This window comes from Acinetobacter sp. 102 (assembly GCF_037028485.1).
Taxonomy (GTDB): domain Bacteria; phylum Pseudomonadota; class Gammaproteobacteria; order Pseudomonadales; family Moraxellaceae; genus Acinetobacter; species Acinetobacter higginsii.
Window position 1 is genome coordinate 109,865 of record NZ_JAZEZK010000005.1, and the last position, 19,770, is coordinate 129,634.

General features: G+C 38.0%; 19 protein-coding genes and 1 pseudogene. 12 read left to right on the plus strand and 8 right to left on the minus strand.

The annotated features are described in order from the left end of the window. The first annotated feature begins 51 nt into the window (after positions 1-51). Positions 52-537 (plus strand): hypothetical protein, encoded by a 486-nt coding sequence (locus WA352_RS06560; RefSeq protein WP_033132796.1) that lies wholly within the window; start codon positions 52-54, stop codon positions 535-537. Between the two features lie 105 nt (positions 538-642). Here WA352_RS06560 and WA352_RS06565 read toward each other — a convergent pair whose 3' ends face one another. The 3 genes and pseudogenes from WA352_RS06565 to WA352_RS06575 all read right to left on the minus strand — a co-directional run bounded on the left by WA352_RS06565 (position 643) and on the right by WA352_RS06575 (position 3,505). Further along, a complete protein-coding gene (locus WA352_RS06565) occupies positions 643-1,554 on the minus strand; it encodes an alpha/beta hydrolase (RefSeq protein ID WP_033132795.1) in 912 nt (303 codons plus the stop codon). Beyond that, positions 1,551-2,435: an alpha/beta fold hydrolase gene (locus tag WA352_RS06570; protein WP_033132794.1), complete on the minus strand. Its 885-nt coding sequence runs from the start codon at positions 2,433-2,435 to the stop codon at positions 1,551-1,553. The genes WA352_RS06565 and WA352_RS06570 overlap by 4 nt, the downstream gene beginning before the upstream one ends. Positions 2,436-2,452: 17 nt before the next feature. Continuing rightward, positions 2,453-3,505, minus strand: a pseudogene (locus WA352_RS06575) (sugar phosphate isomerase/epimerase family protein). 179 nt (positions 3,506-3,684) lie between these two features. On the opposite strand from WA352_RS06575, the gene WA352_RS06580 reads away from it, so the two are divergent. Beyond that, on the plus strand, positions 3,685-4,284 hold the full coding sequence (locus WA352_RS06580; RefSeq protein ID WP_033132792.1) for a TetR/AcrR family transcriptional regulator: 600 nt from the start codon (positions 3,685-3,687) through the stop codon (positions 4,282-4,284). Here the strand turns inward: WA352_RS06580 and WA352_RS06585 are convergent. After that, entirely contained in the window at positions 4,281-4,979 is a 699-nt protein-coding gene (locus WA352_RS06585; RefSeq protein WP_033132791.1) for a DUF1826 domain-containing protein, read from the minus strand. The genes WA352_RS06580 and WA352_RS06585 overlap by 4 nt on opposite strands. Positions 4,980-5,266: 287 nt before the next feature. On the opposite strand from WA352_RS06585, the gene ppk1 reads away from it, so the two are divergent. Then, positions 5,267-7,345: a polyphosphate kinase 1 gene (gene ppk1, locus WA352_RS06590; RefSeq protein WP_033132790.1), complete on the plus strand. Its 2,079-nt coding sequence runs from the start codon at positions 5,267-5,269 to the stop codon at positions 7,343-7,345. 73 nt (positions 7,346-7,418) lie between these two features. Here the strand turns inward: ppk1 and WA352_RS06595 are convergent, their stop codons facing one another. Further along, entirely contained in the window at positions 7,419-8,033 is a 615-nt protein-coding gene (locus WA352_RS06595) for a TetR/AcrR family transcriptional regulator (RefSeq protein ID WP_033132789.1), read from the minus strand. Between the two features lie 250 nt (positions 8,034-8,283). On the opposite strand from WA352_RS06595, the gene WA352_RS06600 reads away from it, so the two are divergent. Further along, entirely contained in the window at positions 8,284-9,300 is a 1,017-nt protein-coding gene (locus tag WA352_RS06600; RefSeq protein ID WP_033132788.1) for an MBL fold metallo-hydrolase, read from the plus strand. A 15-nt stretch (positions 9,301-9,315) separates the two neighbouring features. Beyond that, positions 9,316-9,687 (plus strand): hypothetical protein, encoded by a 372-nt coding sequence (locus tag WA352_RS06605; protein WP_033132787.1) that lies wholly within the window; start codon positions 9,316-9,318, stop codon positions 9,685-9,687. Between the two features lie 63 nt (positions 9,688-9,750). Here WA352_RS06605 and WA352_RS06610 read toward each other — a convergent pair whose 3' ends face one another. After that, positions 9,751-10,194, minus strand: coding sequence for a MarR family winged helix-turn-helix transcriptional regulator (locus tag WA352_RS06610; RefSeq protein ID WP_033132786.1), 444 nt, complete (start codon positions 10,192-10,194; stop codon positions 9,751-9,753). Positions 10,195-10,326: 132 nt separating this feature from the next. Between WA352_RS06610 and WA352_RS06615 the strand changes: the two genes are divergently transcribed. From WA352_RS06615 to WA352_RS06645, 7 genes are all read left to right on the plus strand, one after another. Further along, positions 10,327-10,521: a hypothetical protein gene (locus tag WA352_RS06615; protein WP_033132785.1), complete on the plus strand. Its 195-nt coding sequence runs from the start codon at positions 10,327-10,329 to the stop codon at positions 10,519-10,521. A gap of 49 nt (positions 10,522-10,570) precedes the next feature. Further along, a complete protein-coding gene (locus tag WA352_RS06620) occupies positions 10,571-12,124 on the plus strand; it encodes a carboxylesterase/lipase family protein (RefSeq protein ID WP_336141585.1) in 1,554 nt (517 codons plus the stop codon). Positions 12,125-12,170: 46 nt separating this feature from the next. Beyond that, the gene (locus WA352_RS06625) at positions 12,171-13,619 is read left to right on the plus strand and encodes an aldehyde dehydrogenase family protein (RefSeq protein ID WP_336141587.1); all 1,449 of its coding nucleotides are present in this window, start codon (positions 12,171-12,173) and stop codon (positions 13,617-13,619) included. Between the two features lie 125 nt (positions 13,620-13,744). Further along, entirely contained in the window at positions 13,745-14,929 is a 1,185-nt protein-coding gene (locus WA352_RS06630; protein WP_336141589.1) for an MFS transporter, read from the plus strand. A 120-nt stretch (positions 14,930-15,049) separates the two neighbouring features. Next, on the plus strand, positions 15,050-16,285 hold the full coding sequence (locus WA352_RS06635) for a DcaP family trimeric outer membrane transporter (protein WP_336141590.1): 1,236 nt from the start codon (positions 15,050-15,052) through the stop codon (positions 16,283-16,285). A gap of 910 nt (positions 16,286-17,195) precedes the next feature. Further along, complete coding sequence (locus WA352_RS06640; RefSeq protein ID WP_004807100.1) at positions 17,196-17,417, plus strand: hypothetical protein; 222 nt, start codon at positions 17,196-17,198, stop codon at positions 17,415-17,417. Between the two features lie 114 nt (positions 17,418-17,531). Further along, positions 17,532-17,741, plus strand: coding sequence for a hypothetical protein (locus tag WA352_RS06645; protein ID WP_005203623.1), 210 nt, complete (start codon positions 17,532-17,534; stop codon positions 17,739-17,741). A gap of 232 nt (positions 17,742-17,973) precedes the next feature. Here the strand turns inward: WA352_RS06645 and WA352_RS06650 are convergent, their stop codons facing one another. Further along, complete coding sequence (locus WA352_RS06650) at positions 17,974-18,153, minus strand: hypothetical protein (protein WP_004807103.1); 180 nt, start codon at positions 18,151-18,153, stop codon at positions 17,974-17,976. A gap of 406 nt (positions 18,154-18,559) precedes the next feature. Beyond that, positions 18,560-19,489 carry an LpxL/LpxP family acyltransferase gene (locus WA352_RS06655; RefSeq protein WP_336141593.1) on the minus strand — a complete coding sequence of 310 codons (930 nt, stop codon included), beginning with the start codon at positions 19,487-19,489 and terminating at the stop codon, positions 18,560-18,562. Positions 19,490-19,770: the final 281 nt, after the last annotated feature.

The following is a 19,770-nucleotide window of genomic DNA, read 5'->3' on the forward strand; positions in this document are numbered from 1 at the left end:
AGTAAACACCTTGAATTACATGACCTTCATTCTGATGAGTAAGGAATAAATATGCGGTCTCAACAGTTTCTAAATGGAATTCACTATGAATTGCAAAATCGTGCTTTTGCGCTTAGCGCAATTGTACGTATCGCCAATCGCGTACAGGGAACACAAGAATATATTTTCTGGAGTGCCTATGGAAGTTTAGAACGATTCAATACGCCACATTATTTTGCATATGCAGAGAGGTTAGGCCTCGATGCAACACCATCTTTTTTGACTAAGGCAAAAGCATCACTGATTAGTTCAACGCCATCTTTCTTATTGGATGAATTACTTAAACTGGTTTATGCAAAAACCAAAGTTTATATGGAGGATTTAAAACAAGTCCATGCCCAAGGAACAGAAGCAGATCGTGAGTTTCTAGACTATATGCTTGCACAAGAGCAAGTCCAAATAGAATTGATGGAACTGGCGATCAAGAAGCAATATCGTGAAATTCCTCCTAAAATTGATCACTTTATCCAGCACTATCGAGACAAGAAACTGGTTTAGAGCGTGTTTTATTCTTATGAGTTGAAAGTAAATCGTCCTATACCTGCATCGATATAGGACGATTAAACAAATAAAATGGCTAAGTCATTAAACGCACACCATTATTTAGATTCGGACTTTATCATATATCCTTTTCGCAGCTGATGTGATCGCTAACATATGAATAACCCCATGAATCATGCCTTCTAACAAATGGAAGTTCACATTAACGCCAGCAGCTTGCAATCTCTCTGCGTACTTTTCACCATCATGTCGAAGTGGATCGTATTCACATACAAAAATTGTGGCATCAGGTAAGTCTTGTAATGAATGCGCAAGCAAAGGGCTGACAAGCTCATTTACTTTGTCTGCCTCAGCATTAACATATTGATCCCAACAATACGCCATGGTTGTCGTCGTTAAACCAAAGCCTTGTGCATATGTTTGATAAGAAGCGTTACTCATGGTGGCATCTAATGCTGGGTAGAACAGCAGTTGATGACTGATTTTAATATCAGGATGTTGTTTTGCCAGTAGGCAGGCCGCTGCTGCAATATTTGCTCCAGCACTGTCTCCACCCACTGCAATACGATTTTTATCAAGACCAAATACCGAAGCATTTTCCTGAATATAAGACAGTGCCGTAAAAAAATCGGTTAATGGTATTGGGAATTTAACTTCTGGCGCTAAACGATAGTCGACGGAGAATATCACTTGCACCATTGATTCAGCCAATAAACGACAAGCACGGTCCCATGCATCTAGGCTGCCAAGACACCATCCACCACCATGAGCAAACACCATCGCTGGGCGTTGTTGCACATGTTCTAAAACATAAGGAACATAAACACGAACTTCAATTTCTGCTTGATCCTCAGTCATCACCCTAAAGCTGTGTTGATAAGATGAGTCTTGTTCAACGCCTTGTTGTAGGATAATCGATTGATTTACCTGTGCTCTCAGTTCATCGAATGTGTTTGCAGCGGGTAATGCAGACTGAGACTTAAGCCAATTTTCGATTTCAATATCTAAAGTCATCTTGCTTTTTCCTGCTCTAAAAAATTAAGAATCAATGAACAAAATACTTCTGGTTGTTCTTCCATAATGAAATGACCACAATCTTTGACAATCGCACTGGATAACTGAGTACTCACTTTTTTCATGGTTTCATAAGGTGCATCATTTGTCGCATGCTCTGCACCGATTGCGAATACGGGCATATTTAAAGTTTTGGTTTCCCTAATTTTATTCTGACGAATAGTTTCAGGGATGGCACGATAGTAATTAAAACCTGCTGTTAAACGCCCTGAAACTTTATAAGCCTCTATATAGGTTTCAGCAGCAACTTTATCTCGATGCCATGACCATTTATCAAAAATATAATTGAGATAGGTTTCTTCACGGCCCATCACTAAAGCTTCAGGCAAATCGCTAATCTGATTAAACATAAAATGCCAGAGAAAAATATTCTGTTCAGGTGGAACAAAAATTGGGGGCGGAGGAGCCAACCCCGGAATTACAGCTTCTGTGACAGCAAGACGAGTGACTGATTCAGGAAAATCGCAGGCGAGTGCATAACCAACCCACATTCCGATATCATGCCCAATAACGGCATAGCGATGATGTCCAAGTTCGGACATCAGACTCGATAGAATGGCTGCAATATGTCCAGTATCATAATGACCATCAAGTGGAGCTGAATATCCCGTCCCAGGTGGATCAACCGCAATCGCTTGATAACCATGCTGAGCCAACTCAGCCATGACGTGTCGCCATGCATACCATGTTTGTGGCCACCCCGAAATCAGTAAAACAGCGGGCCCATTGCCTACAGATACGTAATGTAATTTTTTAGCTTCAATATGGATGTAGTGATGATTAAATTGATTTGATAATTTTTCAGTGTGCGTCGTCATCATTATTTCTCGTTCTACGCTTAAATGCCCAATAATTGGTTGATTTGTGATTGATTTACGGGTGCAGCTGCAAAGTCATCAAATATTTTATCGGTCACATGGATAATATTTTGTTTAATGAATTAAGCACCTTCACGTGCGCCATCATCTTTATTTTTTAGACAACATTCCCATTCCAAAGTTGCCCAACCTTGATAGTTGTTATGTGCTAATTTTGAGAAAATCGATTTAAAATCAACTTGACCATCACCTGTAGAACGGAAGCGGCCAGCTCGATCTCCCCAATTTTGATAGCCACCGTACATACCTTGACGACCTGACGGTGTGAACTCGGCATCTTTTACATGGAACATACGAATGAAGTCCTTGTAGATATCTAGGTATTCTAAGTAGTTCAGTTGTTGAAGAATAAAATGGCTAGGATCAAACAAGATCTGACAACGTGGGTGATGATTGGTGCGTTCTAAAAACATTTCAAAGCTAATGCCATCATGCAGATCTTCACCAGGATGAATTTCATAGCAAAGATTGACATCGTATTCATCACAGGCATTTAAGATCGGAGTCCAACGGCGAGCAAGTTCATCAAAAGCTGTTTCGATCAGCCCTTCAGGACGTTGCGGGAAGGGAAAGATATAAGGCCATGCTAAAGAACCAGAGAAAGTTCCCATCTCATGTAACCCTAGACGCGCAGACGCTTGAACCGAAGCTAACATCTGTTGTTCAGCCCATCGGGTTCTTTCTGTTGGTTTGCCATGCAAATATGAGGGTGCAAAACCATCACATAAAGCGTCATAAGCAGGATGAACCGCCATTAACTGACCAAATATATGCGTACTTAACTCACTAATTTGCAAACCGTTTTGATCTAAAACACCTTTGATCTCATCACAGTAATTCTGACTTTCTGCGGCTAAATTGACATCAAATAATCGTTTATCCCAAGCAGGCAGTTGAACAGCCTTAAAACCGTGATCCGTCACCCATGCGGCAATACTTGCTAAATTGTTGAATGGAAAAACATCATCACTGAATTGGGCAAGGTGAATACTGGGGCCTTTGATTGTTTGCATCTTTGAAACTCAATTAGTTGTCGATCGACAAACAATAGGCTGAATATTATTTAAAAACAACTCATTTTTAAATGGATGTTGAAAATTGGCTTTAGATACAACAAATCATATTGATTTATTTGCGAAAAATTTTTTTCCGATTAATAATAAAAAACACTAAGTTTGAAAAAAGAAGCACTATGGCGGGTCGACCAAGAGAGTTTGATAGAGAAAAAGCGTTGGTCAAAGCACGGGATTTTTTCTGGCAGCATGGCTATGAAGGAACATCCATGTCAGATTTAGTTGAGGTTTTGGGTATTGCTTCAGCGCGTATATACAAAGCATTTGGTTCAAAAGAAGCGCTTTTCAGAGAGGCGGTTAAACATTACGAAGAACATGAAGGTGGCTTTGCAGTCAAAGCATTGCAGCAGCAAAATATCAAAGCGGTAATGACCCAATTATTTCAAGAAGCGATCAAGTTATACACTCAAACAAATCATGCGTATGGTTGTATGGTTGTTTCTTCGGCAAGTGTATTAAGTGAAGAAAATCAAGACCTTATCGTCTGGATGAAACAGCAGCGTATTCAGCGTGTTGAAGGTCTGATTCAACGTTTTGAGCAAGCTAAACGGGATGGTCAATTGCAGGAGGATGCCGATCCTGAACAATTAGGGCAATATTATGGGCTGGTTTTACATGGCTTATCTGTACAGGCAAGAGATGGTTATTCAGAACAAGTGCTATTATCAAACATCAGCTTGGCACTTAAAAATCTAGATCAATATTTGGTAAAACCTTAGCAAATTAATAGCAGTCTATACTCGCCGTCTTTCTCAGCAGGTGCTCGGTGCACACATGGTGGGACTTGTTGCGTTGGATGATCAACTGCTAAACGCCAAAGATGTCCTACGCCTAAATTCACTGGGTTTACATTTGGCTTAGGTTGATAATGCAAATCAAAGAAATACTCTGAGAGGAACGTTTCAAACTCAGCATCTGGACCATTATATAATTTCTTGAGTTTGTCTCTTATTTCTGGGATCAAAATCTTTTGCTCAACTTGATCATGAGCCAGAATATCACTTGCAGGACCATGATAAGTACATAAAAAAGTATCAGTTTCGATGGGTGATCGATCCACATGATATGAATATACATCGGTTGAAATGAAATCGAGGTCTTCATCGCGCTCATAACTTTTAAGTAAATTTAGGCACGGCGATGCGCCTAAATCAGTCAGTAGCTGTATATCAGTTAATATCCTTTCTCTTGCAAAATCGCCTTTTTCTGAAAGTTGTAATGCCAAAAGATTCTCAACAGAAACCTCTGTAATATTCTCTTTTAATTCAAGTTTATTCACAACTTCTTCAAAATCACCAACCAAATTTCTATACCAGCAAAGGGCATTCATATCACCTTGAAAATGGCTATTGATAAGCTCAGAAAAACTAGAAACCGTTTTAATTTGGGTATTGTCAGAAAAGGGATTTTTCATATCAGAATTAAAAATAGATCATAGCTCATTATACAAGTAACTTTAGAGAAATGTCGTATGTACATTTATATTCAGTAAGCTTAACTCTTATTTAGTGGTTTTAATTTATGCTATTGATTTTTTAATAATTTATTTTGGTAAGTGATTTTATATATATTCTAGATAATTGAATAAACAAATGGGATTTTCATTAATCTGCAATGTAATCGGCACAAAATAAACAATGGAAAAATTTACGTCTAATCGCGTATTAGAAAAATCACTTTTTATAAAATATAGAGTAACTCATGACTTCTATGCATGCACTAACAAATGGTCAGGAACACTGTTTGGAAACTTATATAAATCGAGAGTTATCATTATTAGAGTTTCATAAACGAGTGCTTGCACAGGCAAAAGATGATGGGCATCCACTACTGGAACGCCTTAATTTCTTAATTATTTTTTCTCGCAATTTGGATGAGTTTTTTGAAATCCGTGTTGCAAGCCTAATACAACAAATGAATTTGTCGACTCAGACGGTAGGGCCCGAAGGGACCCCTCTCACGGACGTATTACAACAAATTTCTAAAGTCGTTCATGAGGCAGTAGAACAACAATATGAAATATTAAACCATTCCATTCTCCCTCAATTGCAAGGTCATGGAGTTCATTACATCCAATATGCTGACATCCTAGAAAAGCATAAGGCATGGATTAAAAATTATTTTTTTAATGAAGTACAACCTGTTGTCACACCGATTAGTTTAGATCCTGCACATCCATTTCCTCGATTGGTTAATAAAAGTCTGAATTTTATAGTGACTTTAGAAGGAAAAGATGCATTTGGACGAGAAATTGATTTAGCCATCGTACCGGCACCGAGATCCTTACCTCGATTGGTCAAATTACCACCTCAAATTTCAGGTAATTCAGAACATTACATTTTACTCTCTGCGATTATTCAGGAACATATAGCAGATTTGTTCCCTGGCATGAAAGCAACAGGATGCTATCAATTTCGTGTGACACGTAATGCCGATTTAACCGTATCTGAAGATGTTGAAGACTTGGCGATTGCGCTCAAAGGAGAATTATCAGCAAGACGTTTTGGACGCGCCGTTCGATTGGAAGTCAATAAAAACTGTCCTGAGCATATTGCCGATTATTTGTTGGAACAATTTGAGCTAGAGAAAGAACATTTATATTTTGTTGATGGTCCTGTCAATTTGGCTCGTTTCATTTCCAATTTTGATTTACCAGAATTACGATTCCAACCCTACCAACAAAAAATCCCAAAAGTGCTCTATACCAAAAAGCCAATTTTTGATGTGCTTCAAGCAGGCGATGTATTGTTACACCATCCATTTGATAGCTTTACCCCTGTGATCAAGCTGCTCAGAGACGCAGCCTATGACCCCAAAGTACTTGCGATTAAACAAACGTTGTATCGGAGTGGTGCCGACTCTGAGATCGTAAAAATTCTTGCAGAAGCAGCAAGAAATGGCAAAGAAGTAACAGCCGTTATTGAATTAAGAGCACGTTTTGATGAGGAATCAAATATTGAAGTAGCCAATGTACTTCAAGAAGCGGGTGCAGTCGTTGTATACGGGATTGTTGGTTATAAAACCCATGCAAAAATGATTCTGGTGGTACGCAGAGAACAAGACAGAATCAAACGATATGTGCATTTAGGCACAGGAAACTATCACGCGACCAATGCAAAAATTTATACCGATTATGGCCTATTAACCAGTGATGATGAAATTTGTGAGGATGTACATAAAGTTTTTCAGGAGTTAACAGGAATGGGGAAAATGGCAAAATTAAAAAAACTTTTCCATGCTCCATTCACCTTACATTCCCAACTTATCGAATTAATACAACAGGAAATTGAAAATAGTAAAGCGGGTAAAAAAGCGCAGATCATAATCAAGGTAAATGCATTGACTGAACCGCAACTGATTAATGCACTTTATAAAGCATCGCAGGCAGGTGTGCAAATTGATTTGATTATTCGTTCAATTTGTTGTTTAAGACCACAAGTGAAAGGGCTTTCAGAAAATATTAGAGTCCGCTCAATCGTAGGACGTTATTTAGAACATACCCGTGTTTATTATTTTTACAACGATGGTGAAGTTAAGTTGTACTGTGCCAGTGCGGACTGGATGGGGCGAAATCTGTTCTCTCGAATTGAATGTTGTTTCCCAATTGAAGATAAAAAGCTAAAAAAACTTATTATTGAAGATGGCTTAAAGAATTATTTGAAAGACAATTGCAGAGCATGGGAGCTTCAAGCAGATGGAACGTGGTTACAATGCCAGCCTAAACAAGATCAATCAGTGCATATCGCGCAAAGATATTTGATGGATAGAGAGATTGGCTGAGTATTACTGAATTGTGATGAAGCTAATTCAAAAACAACTGGCAAGAGCGCATAAGCACCTATATCCGATCGATTCAAATTTTAGTCAGATAACGATATATCGATTGGATAATGGCGTTTCTTAGCTCTTGCGGCTTCACATTGACTGGGGGTTCAAGCACTGCTGCATGAATGAGTGACTCTAATAATTGTAAGATCATCCAAACAATGAGCGGTTTATTTTTTTCTACGATTTCATCTTGATGTAATTCAACTAAACGAAAGATTTCTTGTCGAATCCCAGTTTCATCTTCAACGCTATTGATATCAAAGAAAGGGAGTTTCTTTTCAAGCAATTTGTGCAACTCAGGTTCAAATGAATGGGCAGCAATAACACCATCAACCAAAGATTCGATTCGCTGTTTTAAAGTCTGGGCATTTTGGCTATCGATCACAGTTCGCAGAATATCTCCAATGTGCTGCGTATGCTTTTTATGCAATGCTACAATGAGTGAGTCTTTATTGGGAAAGTATTGATATAACGAACCGATACTAATACCAGCGCGCTCTGCAACTAAATTCGTATTAAATTTTGCATAATCCATTTCTTTCAAAATTTCTGCCGCACTTTGTAAAATTGCATCGACAGTCACTTTTGATCGACCTTGGCTAGGTGCTTTTCTCGGTTTGAACACTGATTTCATGGTCATAAGTAGACAGCCTAAATGTGAGCATTAACTCATTTTTATAAACAACGATCAATATAATTACTATCAAAAAATATGAGTAATATCTAAATTACCTAAAAATACAAAATAGAGATAAATTTTAATTAATTGATTTTATTTAATTTATATCCATATCTTCGACCATGGCTAAATGCGAGTATCTAATGTGAGCTTTTACTCATATTATGAATTCATCCTATGACTTCTTCAAATTATTGAGGAAACTGAAACAATGAAGATCAAACAATTTCTCACTTTTTCCCTCATAGCATTAAGCGGTTTTAATGCTTATGCAAATAGCTATCAGATTACAGAGAGTCGTACTCAGTACCAGCTCACGGCTGCACCAATTGTCCAAGTAGAAAAGAAACATCAAATTGCCTCTGGGGTATGGCTTATCCCAGACCCATATATTAATTATGTACCTAACATAGGAATCATTGAGGGAAAGGATGCCATCCTCGTTATTGATACGGGTATAGGCCAAAGCAATGGTCAAAATGTTTATCAAGTGGCGAAAGACATTGCTAAAAACCGAAAGATTTATCTTACAACCACCCATTTTCATCCAGAGCATCAGTTTGGAGCTTCTGAATTCAAAGACGCGACTTATATCATTAACAAAAAACAAAATGATGAGTTAATCGATAAAGGGGAAGACTACCTAAAAATGTTTCGAGCTTTTGGGAAGATCGAAAAAAATGCACTTAAAAATGTAAAGCTCCGTTATGCAGATCAAACTTACACAAATCGGCAAGTACTGAATTTGGGAGGTCGACTGGTTACACTACAAGAGATGCCTGCCCACACTCGTGGTGATCAAATCATTTATGATCAGCGTTCTGGTGTCGTTTTTATGGGGGATCTATACGAGAGAGAGTTCTATCCGATCATGCCTGATGAGGACTCGAAAGGGAGTCAATGGATTAAGGTGATTCAGCAAACAATTGATATGAAGCCAAAGATTGTCGTACCTGGCCACGGCAAGCTTTCAACAGTTAAAGATTTACAAGAATTTAAGCAACATATGCTTCGAGTAAAGAGCTTGGTCAAACAGCAAATTGATTTAGGGCTTAACCAAAATCAGATTATTAAAAAGATATCACCTACGATTTATAGAGAATATCCTCAGTGGAATAATAGGGTGTTTCTCCCATTCCAGATTGCAAATTTTTATGCAGAGCTTACAAAACAATCAATCGTGTTGCCTAGCTTAGTTAACGAACTTCAGTCTGATCCAGCTAAATAATTTTGGGAGTATGGCATGGAATTAAATTTAGAAAATTTCCCGATAGTGGAAGTGAGTCATCTTCAGCAAGGTAGTTTAGCTGAATTTATACAGCAGTTAGATCAGTTACTGCAACGCAATCAACCTTTCGTATTAATCCGCGATCTAAAATCCAAATTCAATGAACCATCGCCATCACAAGCACAATGGAAACAGACCATTCAGTGGATCAAAGCAAATACGCAAGCATTATCCTTAGTACAAGGGTGGATTGAGATTGCGGAAGAAAAGGTTGATCCCATGTTTTTAGATCGGGATCAAAAAATCTGGAAAATATCGTTCTACCAAGTCCAAACACAAGAAGAAGCAATCCTGCTGAGTCAAAAGTTATTGTCTTCATCGTTTTAAAATGATTTCTAGAAAAAGACCAAGAAAGATAAATAGATTCTTCTCTTGGTCTAGGCATCGCATTTAGTTTTCAATAATGTTCTTTAGCCATTCACGAACGCCACTTTCAATGTTTGGTGGCATTTGGTCTTTAATCTCCACTTCTAGATCTTCAATAATGACATTACATTTATGAAAACATTCGACTCCACTTCCAGTGAGCTCTAATTGCTGTACTTTTTTATTCGTCGGGTGTTTCTTCTTTACTAATAAATTTTGCGACTCTAACTTAGAAATAATTTGATTGACCGTCTGTGGCGTAAGTAAAGATAGACGAGCAATTTCTGCATTTGATAAGCCAGGACAATTATAAATAATTGAAAGTATAGCGAATTGAGCTGAAGTAACTTTCAATTCTAATAAAACACGTTCCATTTTTAAGCGATACGCACCAGCCGCTTTCCGCAATAGATATCCCAAATAGCCATCATCATAGCCAAACATTTCGTTACTTTTAGTTACATTCATAGATAAAGGAATCCTTTGCCGACAAGAAATATTATCAGTATACTGACAATATTATCAGTGCCCTGATAATCCTGATTGGAGCTGCATCTGAGCAGAACAATCATATCTTATTGTATAGAGGAGTTTCAAACGATGAGACGAGGTGCTTTGGCAGAGGCTTTTCATGCAGTTTGGAGTACGAACCATAAAAATATCTTTAATGCTTTTGAGATCAAATTCATCCGTTTGAAAATCAGCATTATTCAAATCGAGGGATTAATCGTTAATAGAAAACTAAAGGCAATTAATACAAATTTTAATGGCGTTGTTCAGAATTCTGGTCGTTAAAGTTTGTATTAATTGAATATCTCATTCAAATTTCTATCGTGAGTTAAATATGAAATTATCTAAATTATCTCTGTGCACGCTGTTTACACTATCCATAACAGCGACCCATGCTTATGAATTATCAGATATCGTTGATACATCAAATGGGCAAATTCAAGGTGTTGCAGAAAGCAACTTAGTACGATTTCAAGGTATTCCTTATGCTGAAGCCCCAATTGGCGCAAGACGATGGGAAGCACCTGTCGAAAAAAGAAAATTAGACGTAGTTTATTATGCAGGGAATCTGGCAAATACTTGTGCAACAACAACGAATTTGGGTGGATTCAGTAAAATAAGTGATTCCGAAGATTGCTTATATTTAAATGTCTATGTCCCTAAAAATGTAAGTCTGGATAAGAAGCAAAAAGCACCTGTATTATTTTGGATTCCTGGCGGTGGATTACAAACGGGTTCTGCCAATGAGTATGATTCTCAGTACTTCATTGATAAGGGCATTATTGTTGTCACAATTAATTATCGTTTAGGACCATTTGGATTTTTCTACAATCCCAGCACGACCAACAAAGATGCAGCATTTATTAATTTAGGATTAATGGATCAACAAGCCGCACTAAAATGGGTGAATAAAAATATTGAATCCTTTGGTGGAGATGCAAAAAATATTACGATCTTTGGCGAATCAGCAGGTGGGCAAAGTGTCCTAGCCAACATCTTCTCACCATTGTCTAAAAATCTTTTTCAAAAGGCCATCGCTGCCAGTGGTTCTTATCATGCTGATTTAAAAAATGTCGCTGATGCAAAACAAGTGACCCATACCATCGCTCAAAAACTAAATTGTGTAGGTGATGCTTCTGTGGTCAGTGCATGTTTAAAGAGCAAACCAACAGAACAGTTCTTAACACCAGACATTAGCTCATTATTCAATGATGGTTTTTTCATCGACAATACAACCTTGAACAAATCTTTCTATCAATCGATAGAAAGTAATGAGTTTAATGTTTCAAGCATGATTAATGGCTTTAATACAGATGAGGGTAGTTTCTTTGCTGGTGTGATTGAAAATTCACTCGGTCGAAAAATGAATTATGACGACTATGTTGGTTCATTAACTGGACTGTACGGTAAGAATACCCAAAAACATATCATCAAAAATAAAAAGCCGAATGCATTAACTGATTATACGCAAGCATTCAGTGAGGACCTTGGCAAATACAAGTTCGTATGTCCTACGATAAAGTTTAATGACTTGTTCTCTAAAAAAGTAGCTTTATACAGCTATGAATTTGCTGACAAATCTGCGCCTCAATATATCAAGCCTATTTCTATTGCTTATGGTGCATACCATACAGGAGAGTTGGCTTATCTCTTTAAAGACTTCCGTGGTGCCAATGGAAGCCTGACCAAACTGAATCCATCTCAAGCAGAGCTGTCTAAAACGATGGTGAATTATTGGGCCAACTTTATCAAAACAGGTAATCCAAACGGCGATGCATTGGTGAATTGGGCTCAATATCAAAATAACGCCAAGAATACGCTCTTGTTTAAGACTGATGGAGCCAAACTGATTCAAGAGCGTAGTTCAAATAGTTCATGCCCGAAATAGTCATTCATTTTAATCATTCTAAAATCTCAATACAGGAGACAGATCAATGTCTGTAACAACTGAAAACCAAGTTAAAAAAATTGATTTATGGATCAATGGTGAACGTATAGCTCCCGCATCTAAACAGTATTTTATTGATCATAACCCTGAAGATGACTCTGTCTTTGCAGAAGTTGCAGATGGTGATGAAAGTGATGTAGATCGTGCAGTACAAAGTGCCCATCTTGCATTTCAAAGCTATCGTAAAACCCTTGCCAAGGAGCGAGAAGTTTATTTAATCAAAGCAGCGTCTTTGGTGGAAAAATATGAAGAAAAATTCATAGAGTTATTGGTCAAAGAAGTGGGTTCTCCGATTGGTAAAGCACGTTACGAAGTTGCCTATGCTGCCAATTGTTTACGTGCAGCGGCAGGTGTGGCACGTCGTATCTCTGGCCAAACACTTCCATCTGACAGTTTAGGTCGTTTTGCAATGACGACTCGTCAACCTATTGGCGTGGTGGCAGCAATTACTCCATTTAATGTACCGCTATTAAAAAGTGCGAAACTAAGCTCGTCTCCATTAGCGACAGGGAATACCGTTGTATTACTGCCATCAGAACAAGCACCGATGATCAGTAACTTGCTTGCGGATATTTACCATGAAGCTGGATTCCCACCAGGAACCGTCAATGTTGTTACTGGGAATGGTGCTGTCATTGGCGATGCCTTAACAACACATGATTTGGTCAAGGCAGTCATGTTTACGGGCTCGAGTCGAGTCGGGAAGCACATTGGTGGGCTATGTGGTTCTAGAATGAAACGTGCACTTTTAGAATTAGGCGGTAAAAGCCCTCTGGTTATTTTAGATGATGCAGACCTTGATGCTGCTGTAGAAGCTGCAGCAATGAGTCAGTTCTTCTTTCAGGGTCAAGCCTGTATGGCGTCAAGCCGTATCTATGTTGACAAGAAAGTTGAACAAGAGTTTCTTCGCCGTTTTGTCAAAAAAGCTGAAACCTTAGGTTTAGGTGATTTATATGATGAAAGTACTTCTGTTGGGCCGATTATCTCTGCACGTCAACGTGAACGTGTCCACCATCATATTGAAGATGCACGAGCTAAAGGTGCAAAGGTATTAACGGGCGGAGAGTGGATTGGCCATCGTTGTAAACCGACCATCTTATCTGGAGTTAATGAATCGATGGTGGTGTACCGCGAAGAAACCTTTGGCCCTGTGACATCTGTTTATTCATTTACTGACTTAGACGAAGCGATCGCACAGGCCAATGACAGTAATTATGGTCTCTCTTCTGCGATTTTCACACAAGATATCAATAAAGCATTCCGCTTTGTTCAAGAGGTTGAATCTGGAATGGTTCATGTCAATGCACCAACGATTCTGGATGAACCACATGTCCCATTTGGCGGCGTAAAAGACAGTGGCTTTGGTCGTGAAGGCACAGATATCGATGTTGAAACCCTAACCGAGTGGAAATGGGTCACCATTAATCTGAATTAAGATTTGATTTTGACCGAGTCTTAATAAAGAAACTCGGTCAACTCCGCTGCACGGTATGAATGTTGATGATCCGATTTCTTAGCACTCATACCATGCCGGCATAGCATATAGTTTGGTAAATGAATATGAACTCTAATCCTCCAATTCTCAATAAAGAGCGTTCCATCTTTCTGCTAATCGCTTTGCTATTGGTCGCATCGAGTTTACGTGCACCAATCACGGGAATTGGGCCAATACTTGAGCAATTACGTTTGGTGTTTGGTCTTTCACCCAGTGCAGCAGGCTTATTAACAACTTTACCGCTGATTGCTTTTGCTGTTATTTCTCCATTTACCGCACGTTTTTCAATTAAATTTGGTTTTGAGCGAATTCTTTTCGCCTCCTTAATTGTTGTGATTGCGGGTGCTGTTGTACGCTCCATTGGCTCAGCCACGATGCTTTTTATTGGAACAAGTATTATTGGCATTGGTATCGCTATTGGAAATGTATTGGTACCCAGTCTGGTCAAACGTGATTTTCCAAACAGCGTACCTGTTGTCACAGGATTATGTTCTATTGCGATGGCTGTAGCAGGTGCTTTTGCATCGAGCAGTGTTGTGCCTCTTGCTCAAATTTTAGGTTGGCAGCCAACTTTAATGGTTATTGCCATATTTTCCTTCATCGCTTGTTTGTTTTGGATTCCACTCATTCTCAATAATAAAACTCAAGAACAAGTACAGATCCCACTACCAGAAACCCATACTCATAATATTTGGAAATCCAAACTTGCTTGGCAGGTCACATTTTTTATGGGCTGTAATGCAGCTTTATTCTACGCAATGGTGAGCTGGTTGCCTGCAATTTTAACTGAAGCAGGTTATAGCAATAAAGCATCTGGATCTTTACATGGCTTAATGCAATTAGCAGGGATTGTACCTGGTCTGATTTTAGGTCCATTGGTAAACCGCCTGAAAGATCAACGCTTAGTTGCCATCAGTATGGGTCTATTAATGTGTATCGGGATGCTCGGACTGATGTTTGCTCCCAATTGGGCAACACTCTGGGTACTTTGCTTTGGTATTGGATCTGGTGGCGGGATATTACTGGCGCTGATGTTTTTGAGTCTACGTTCTCGTTCAGTACATCAAGCAGCTGCACTTTCTGGTATGGCTCAAGGTGGAGGCTATCTCATGGCGGCGGCATGTCCAACCTTAGTTGGTGCACTACGAGGCGTCAGTGATAATTGGAATTCAGTATTAATGATGGCTGTTCTACTCTCAATACTGATCGGTATTCTTGGCTATCTGTCTGGTCGGAATCGTTATATTTAAATCCTAAATATCTCTCTCGTAAAAAAATCATTTTTAAAACCATCGTTTTCGATTTATTTGAATTCGATGCTGGGTTCAATTTATCTAAATTTACTGCTCAAGTCGCAACAGGAGTATTTCATGTGTGTGTTTCCTAATCGTTCGTCATTCATTCAGCATAGTTTAGCAATGACTGTAAGCTTGTTCATGATGACATCTGCTAATGCAACGACCGATCAAGAGGAGATTCAAAAACTCATGGAAGAAGTAAAAGAATTGAGAGCTTTAATTCAACAACAATATAAGCCCACTGAAACAGATAAAACGACTGTATCAGCGCCTGTTTTTAATTTTTCACCAACTCAACCAGAGACTCATGTCAATCTATATGGTTTTTTGCGGGCTGATGCCAATTATATTATTGAAGGCGCTGACAACGACTTTAATGCCGCAGCTAAAAGTACAGCCGAAGCCAAAGATAAACTCAGAACAACCGTTAAAACCACGCGTATTGGCTTGGATTTTTCGACGCTTAATCAAGAGGCAAAAATTGGCGCTAAAGTCGAGGTAGATTTTGCTGGAAGTAATGATAATCTTCGCATTCGTCATGCTTATTTGACGTATAACAACTGGTTGATTGGTCAAACAACTTCAAACTTCCTATCCAATCATGCACCTGAAATGATGGACTTTTCAACCAATATTGGTGGTGGCACCAAGCAATATCCACAAGTTCGTTACAATTACAAGGTTACACCGACAAACCAACTCTTCTTAGCTGCTGAAAAAGGCAATAATTCCGCGACAAACAGTGCAATTAAATATCGAGTGCCTGTGTTAACGGCAAAAATGATGCATGAGTTTTCTGAGAATAAAGGTTCTACATCGCTACGGGCCATGCTTGAGCAATATCAAGCTGAAACGCTAAAGTCAGATAAAATAGGTTGGGGGATTGCAGTTGGTGTGAACTATAAGCCAATTGAATCTCTAAAACTATCAGCTGACATCAACCATGTAAAAGGGAATAGTCATTATATTTATGGGAGCAATACCGCTTTTACTATTGCGAATGGGAATGTAGAACAGAATGAATTTAATGCCGTACAGATCGGTGGAACCTACTATATTCGCCCCAATTTACGAACAACTCTCGCTTATGGTGCAATTTTTGCTGATGATACAAATGGCTATGCTCAGAGTAGTAGGACAGATATATCAGCCAATGAAAAAGTACAACAGACATGGATCAATTTTATATATTCTCCTGTAGCACCAATTGATCTGGGTCTAGAATATATCAATGCTCAGCGCGAAACCTTTGCTGGTGAAAAATATCGCGATAACCGTATTGGAATTATGGCTAAGTATACGTTTTAATTTTAATTCGTCGTTCTTAGCTATCTTTAAATTAAAATAGCCCCTCAGATCTGAGAGGCTATTTCTATCTTCTTTAATCAATGAATGAATGCAATTAAGCAACTAGATAAATCAAAGTGATAAAAGTAATGAATAGTAAATAAATCAGTGCACTGATTTATCCTCTATATGAACAGAACCTCAATATAAGAATCTTAAGGTACTGATAATCATAAATTATTTATTATTTGGGTCTGGTTCTTGTGAATCCTCTGGTTTTGAAGAGTCTTCTGGTTGTGGAGTAGGTTGAGGGGTGTTTACCTGAGTATGTTCATTCGCTTGTAATAGTGGTGATTGATCATGGGTCACTTTTTTAGAAAACTCTTTAAAATCAGAAATTTTTATCTTCTATGTTTCGTTGTGGAAACCTCATACTACGCTGTTATTTTACTTACACTACAGCAGCTCTAAGAGCGATTTGTAGGGATATGTAGATGAATCAAAGAATATGTCTATGAAATATTTCTTAAATAAAATCAAATAAATATTACTTGTTGATTGCTATCGCTTAAAAACCATTACTAGACCTCAAGAATTTCAAGGGCAAGTACACAAAGATCACAAATCTTATTTTTAAATAAATCCAATTACTCAGGTGTGATATTTATTGAAAAGTATTTCTAGCGAAGAAAGCAAGAAAGCTATCTTGTCTGATGATTTGTCGTAATTCGCCCACAGTCAGTTGAGTAGCTCACTCAATTGCTCAAAGAGGCTAAGCGAATGTTGAAGATCAAGCTGGATAATGCATTGGGGTAAAAACCAACCACATCTTGCCTATTGAAGCTAAGCTAAGACCTCGCCAAAGCTCTACACAAACAGCCCGATAAAGCAGATGTATATATGATAAGGTGAGCATTCAATCTGAGTGGTGATGATATTGAAATTATGTATTGGTGGTGATTTAGATGGAATGACGGTAGATTTGAATAAAAAAAACTTTAAAGCTGGAGAGATCGACAGTAAAAAGTCTTCAGAGTACGTTAAGCAGATTTATGTAAAAAACGATAGAGTCTACAGCTTTTGGATCTGTCAGGATTTGAGTGCCGATGAAGTGACAAGTCGCGTTGCAGATATTCTTGGTAAGTTAAAGTAGTTAATAAATTGCTGAACTTGTTCTGGAATTTCATTAGTTACTGCTGTTAATAATTTAACGTTTGTATATATGTGCAGCTAGGCATACTATGATTGATTAAATTGGAGCATATTGATGCTAAAAGACATTACAATTATTGATTTCCAAGGTAAAGAAAGAAGGGCGCAAGCAAGCTACACCGAAGTAAAGACGACTAATACAATTCAATCAACTCGGGTGCAGAGTCCCAAAGTTGAATATATTTTGATAAAAGGTGAGATTATTTACCCGACATTGAATTGGGTTTTTAATAGCTCCGATGGTAATAGCTATTATATCGAGTAAAACATGACCCGCTTTGGCGGGTTTTTTAATGGGTAAATTTTATGAATGAAATCAGTTTTGTGACTCAGCCCGCATATCGACAAAATAGATTTTTGCTTCAGATCCTCTAGGCTGTGATCACTAAGCGTTAACCTTAAAAAATAGAAGTTAACTGATCGTACCTTCTATCTATTAGAATATTCGCTGAGTTGGATCAGAATATCTATCTGGGGTATGTGATGTTAACGCTTTGCTATTTATTACAATAAATAGCCCGAATTCCATCAATAACATGCTCATATCGCAACAGCGTATACTGAGAATTATTCTCAAAAAATTTCCAAAACTCCATAATTGGGTTAGAAAATTCTTGATGTGTGAAGTCCTTTTGAAGTTCAGGTTGTTTTTTTATTATCTTAAACCCGATGAACATGTCATATCCTTACGTTGTTAGGAATCTATACTAACTTAAACTCAAGTAAAAGTATGTCTAATCTCTCAAATATCGATAAGTAGAGTGTAACCTAAGCTGATACCGCTATTAGACAAGCTCTAAATGCGGTGAGGCAGAGAGAAAACACACCTAGAATCTGGTCCATAGACTAATTTTAATCTGGTGATGGTCTACTTGCTCATTTCAGCAAAATTTCAAGCCATGGTTTTCAAGTTTCGAATGAAGACCAATGTGTTTCTTATATTCTTAACCAAGGTAAAAGACCACAAGTCGCTTTTATCACACTGTCATTTAATTAGTTTGGATCAGTGAAAAAGCTCACGTTATGTGAGCTTTTTTTGTTCTCTTATAAAATTTAAATCTTTTGATTTATTAGATTAGAAAATTAATACAGGCTTTTTTCACCTTTGGGCCGAGTTTTGAATCTACGATGGAACCACATATATTGCGTAGGAAACATTTTTATTTGGTTTTCAATCACAAGATTGACTCGTGTTGCATCCTCAACTTCACAGGCACTTGGAAAATTTTGCAAAGCAGGCTCTAGTAGAATATGGTATTGGGGGTTACGAATGTCACCAGTGCGATAAAAAAATAAAGGAATTGCCGCGGCTTTGGTAATTTTAATTAACCGTCTATGTGCTGTTACTGTTGCTGCTTGTATATTGAAGAAAGGAGCCATCACCCCTTGTTTAAGTCCAAAGTCCTGATCTGGACTATACCAAATAGCATGCCCATGCTTTAAACTTGAGATCAATCCTTTCATATCATCTTTAGAAATCTGATTCTGATAAATTGTAGCTCTACATCGACTAATAAGCATATCTAAGAGAGGATTATTTTGAGGACGATAGACAACATCAAGTTCAAAAAAACGACCACAAATATAGCCACCTGCATCTAATAAAGTAGTGTGAGTTCCTAAGAGTAGAACACCATTTTCTTTAGCATTTTGAAGATGCTCTAAACCATGAATATGCATCCTTTCTTGGAACCAACGAGGACTATACCAAGCATTCAATGCTTCAAATAGTCCCAACATCATATTGAAAAAGACTTGTTTTGCATCTGCTTGTATTTCTTGGTCGCTTTTCTCAGGAAAACACAGTTCAAGATTCCTAATCGTTGTTTTGCGTCTAGATTTAAGCGCTTTCCAGGCTAATGTTGAGAGGATATTTGCAAGCCGCCACTGTATCGCCCATGGAAGAATTGCAAACATCATTAAAAGAATTAAAGCCATCCATATTCCCCAATATCTAGGCAATAGAAATGACCAGTGAAACTTTCCTGCCCTAAATTTCCGTGTATACGTCATAGCAGCTGTTTCTTAAGAAAAACTGATCAGCCTAACATAAATGAATTACTTTCATTGATTTATTTAAGTAGGGATCACTACGCTAAATCACGTACTGTACTTCCATCGTTGCGTTGTCAACAAAAGAAAGATCGGTTGCCATACTGACCTAGGCAGAAAATTCATGTGATGTCTTGTAATTGGCAGGATAGGCTATACTTCTTGTAAGACCTTCACAGTTACTTGGCATAGATGCCAGCAATGTTGTATATCCCTAAAAGATCAATTTTTTATTGAAATTA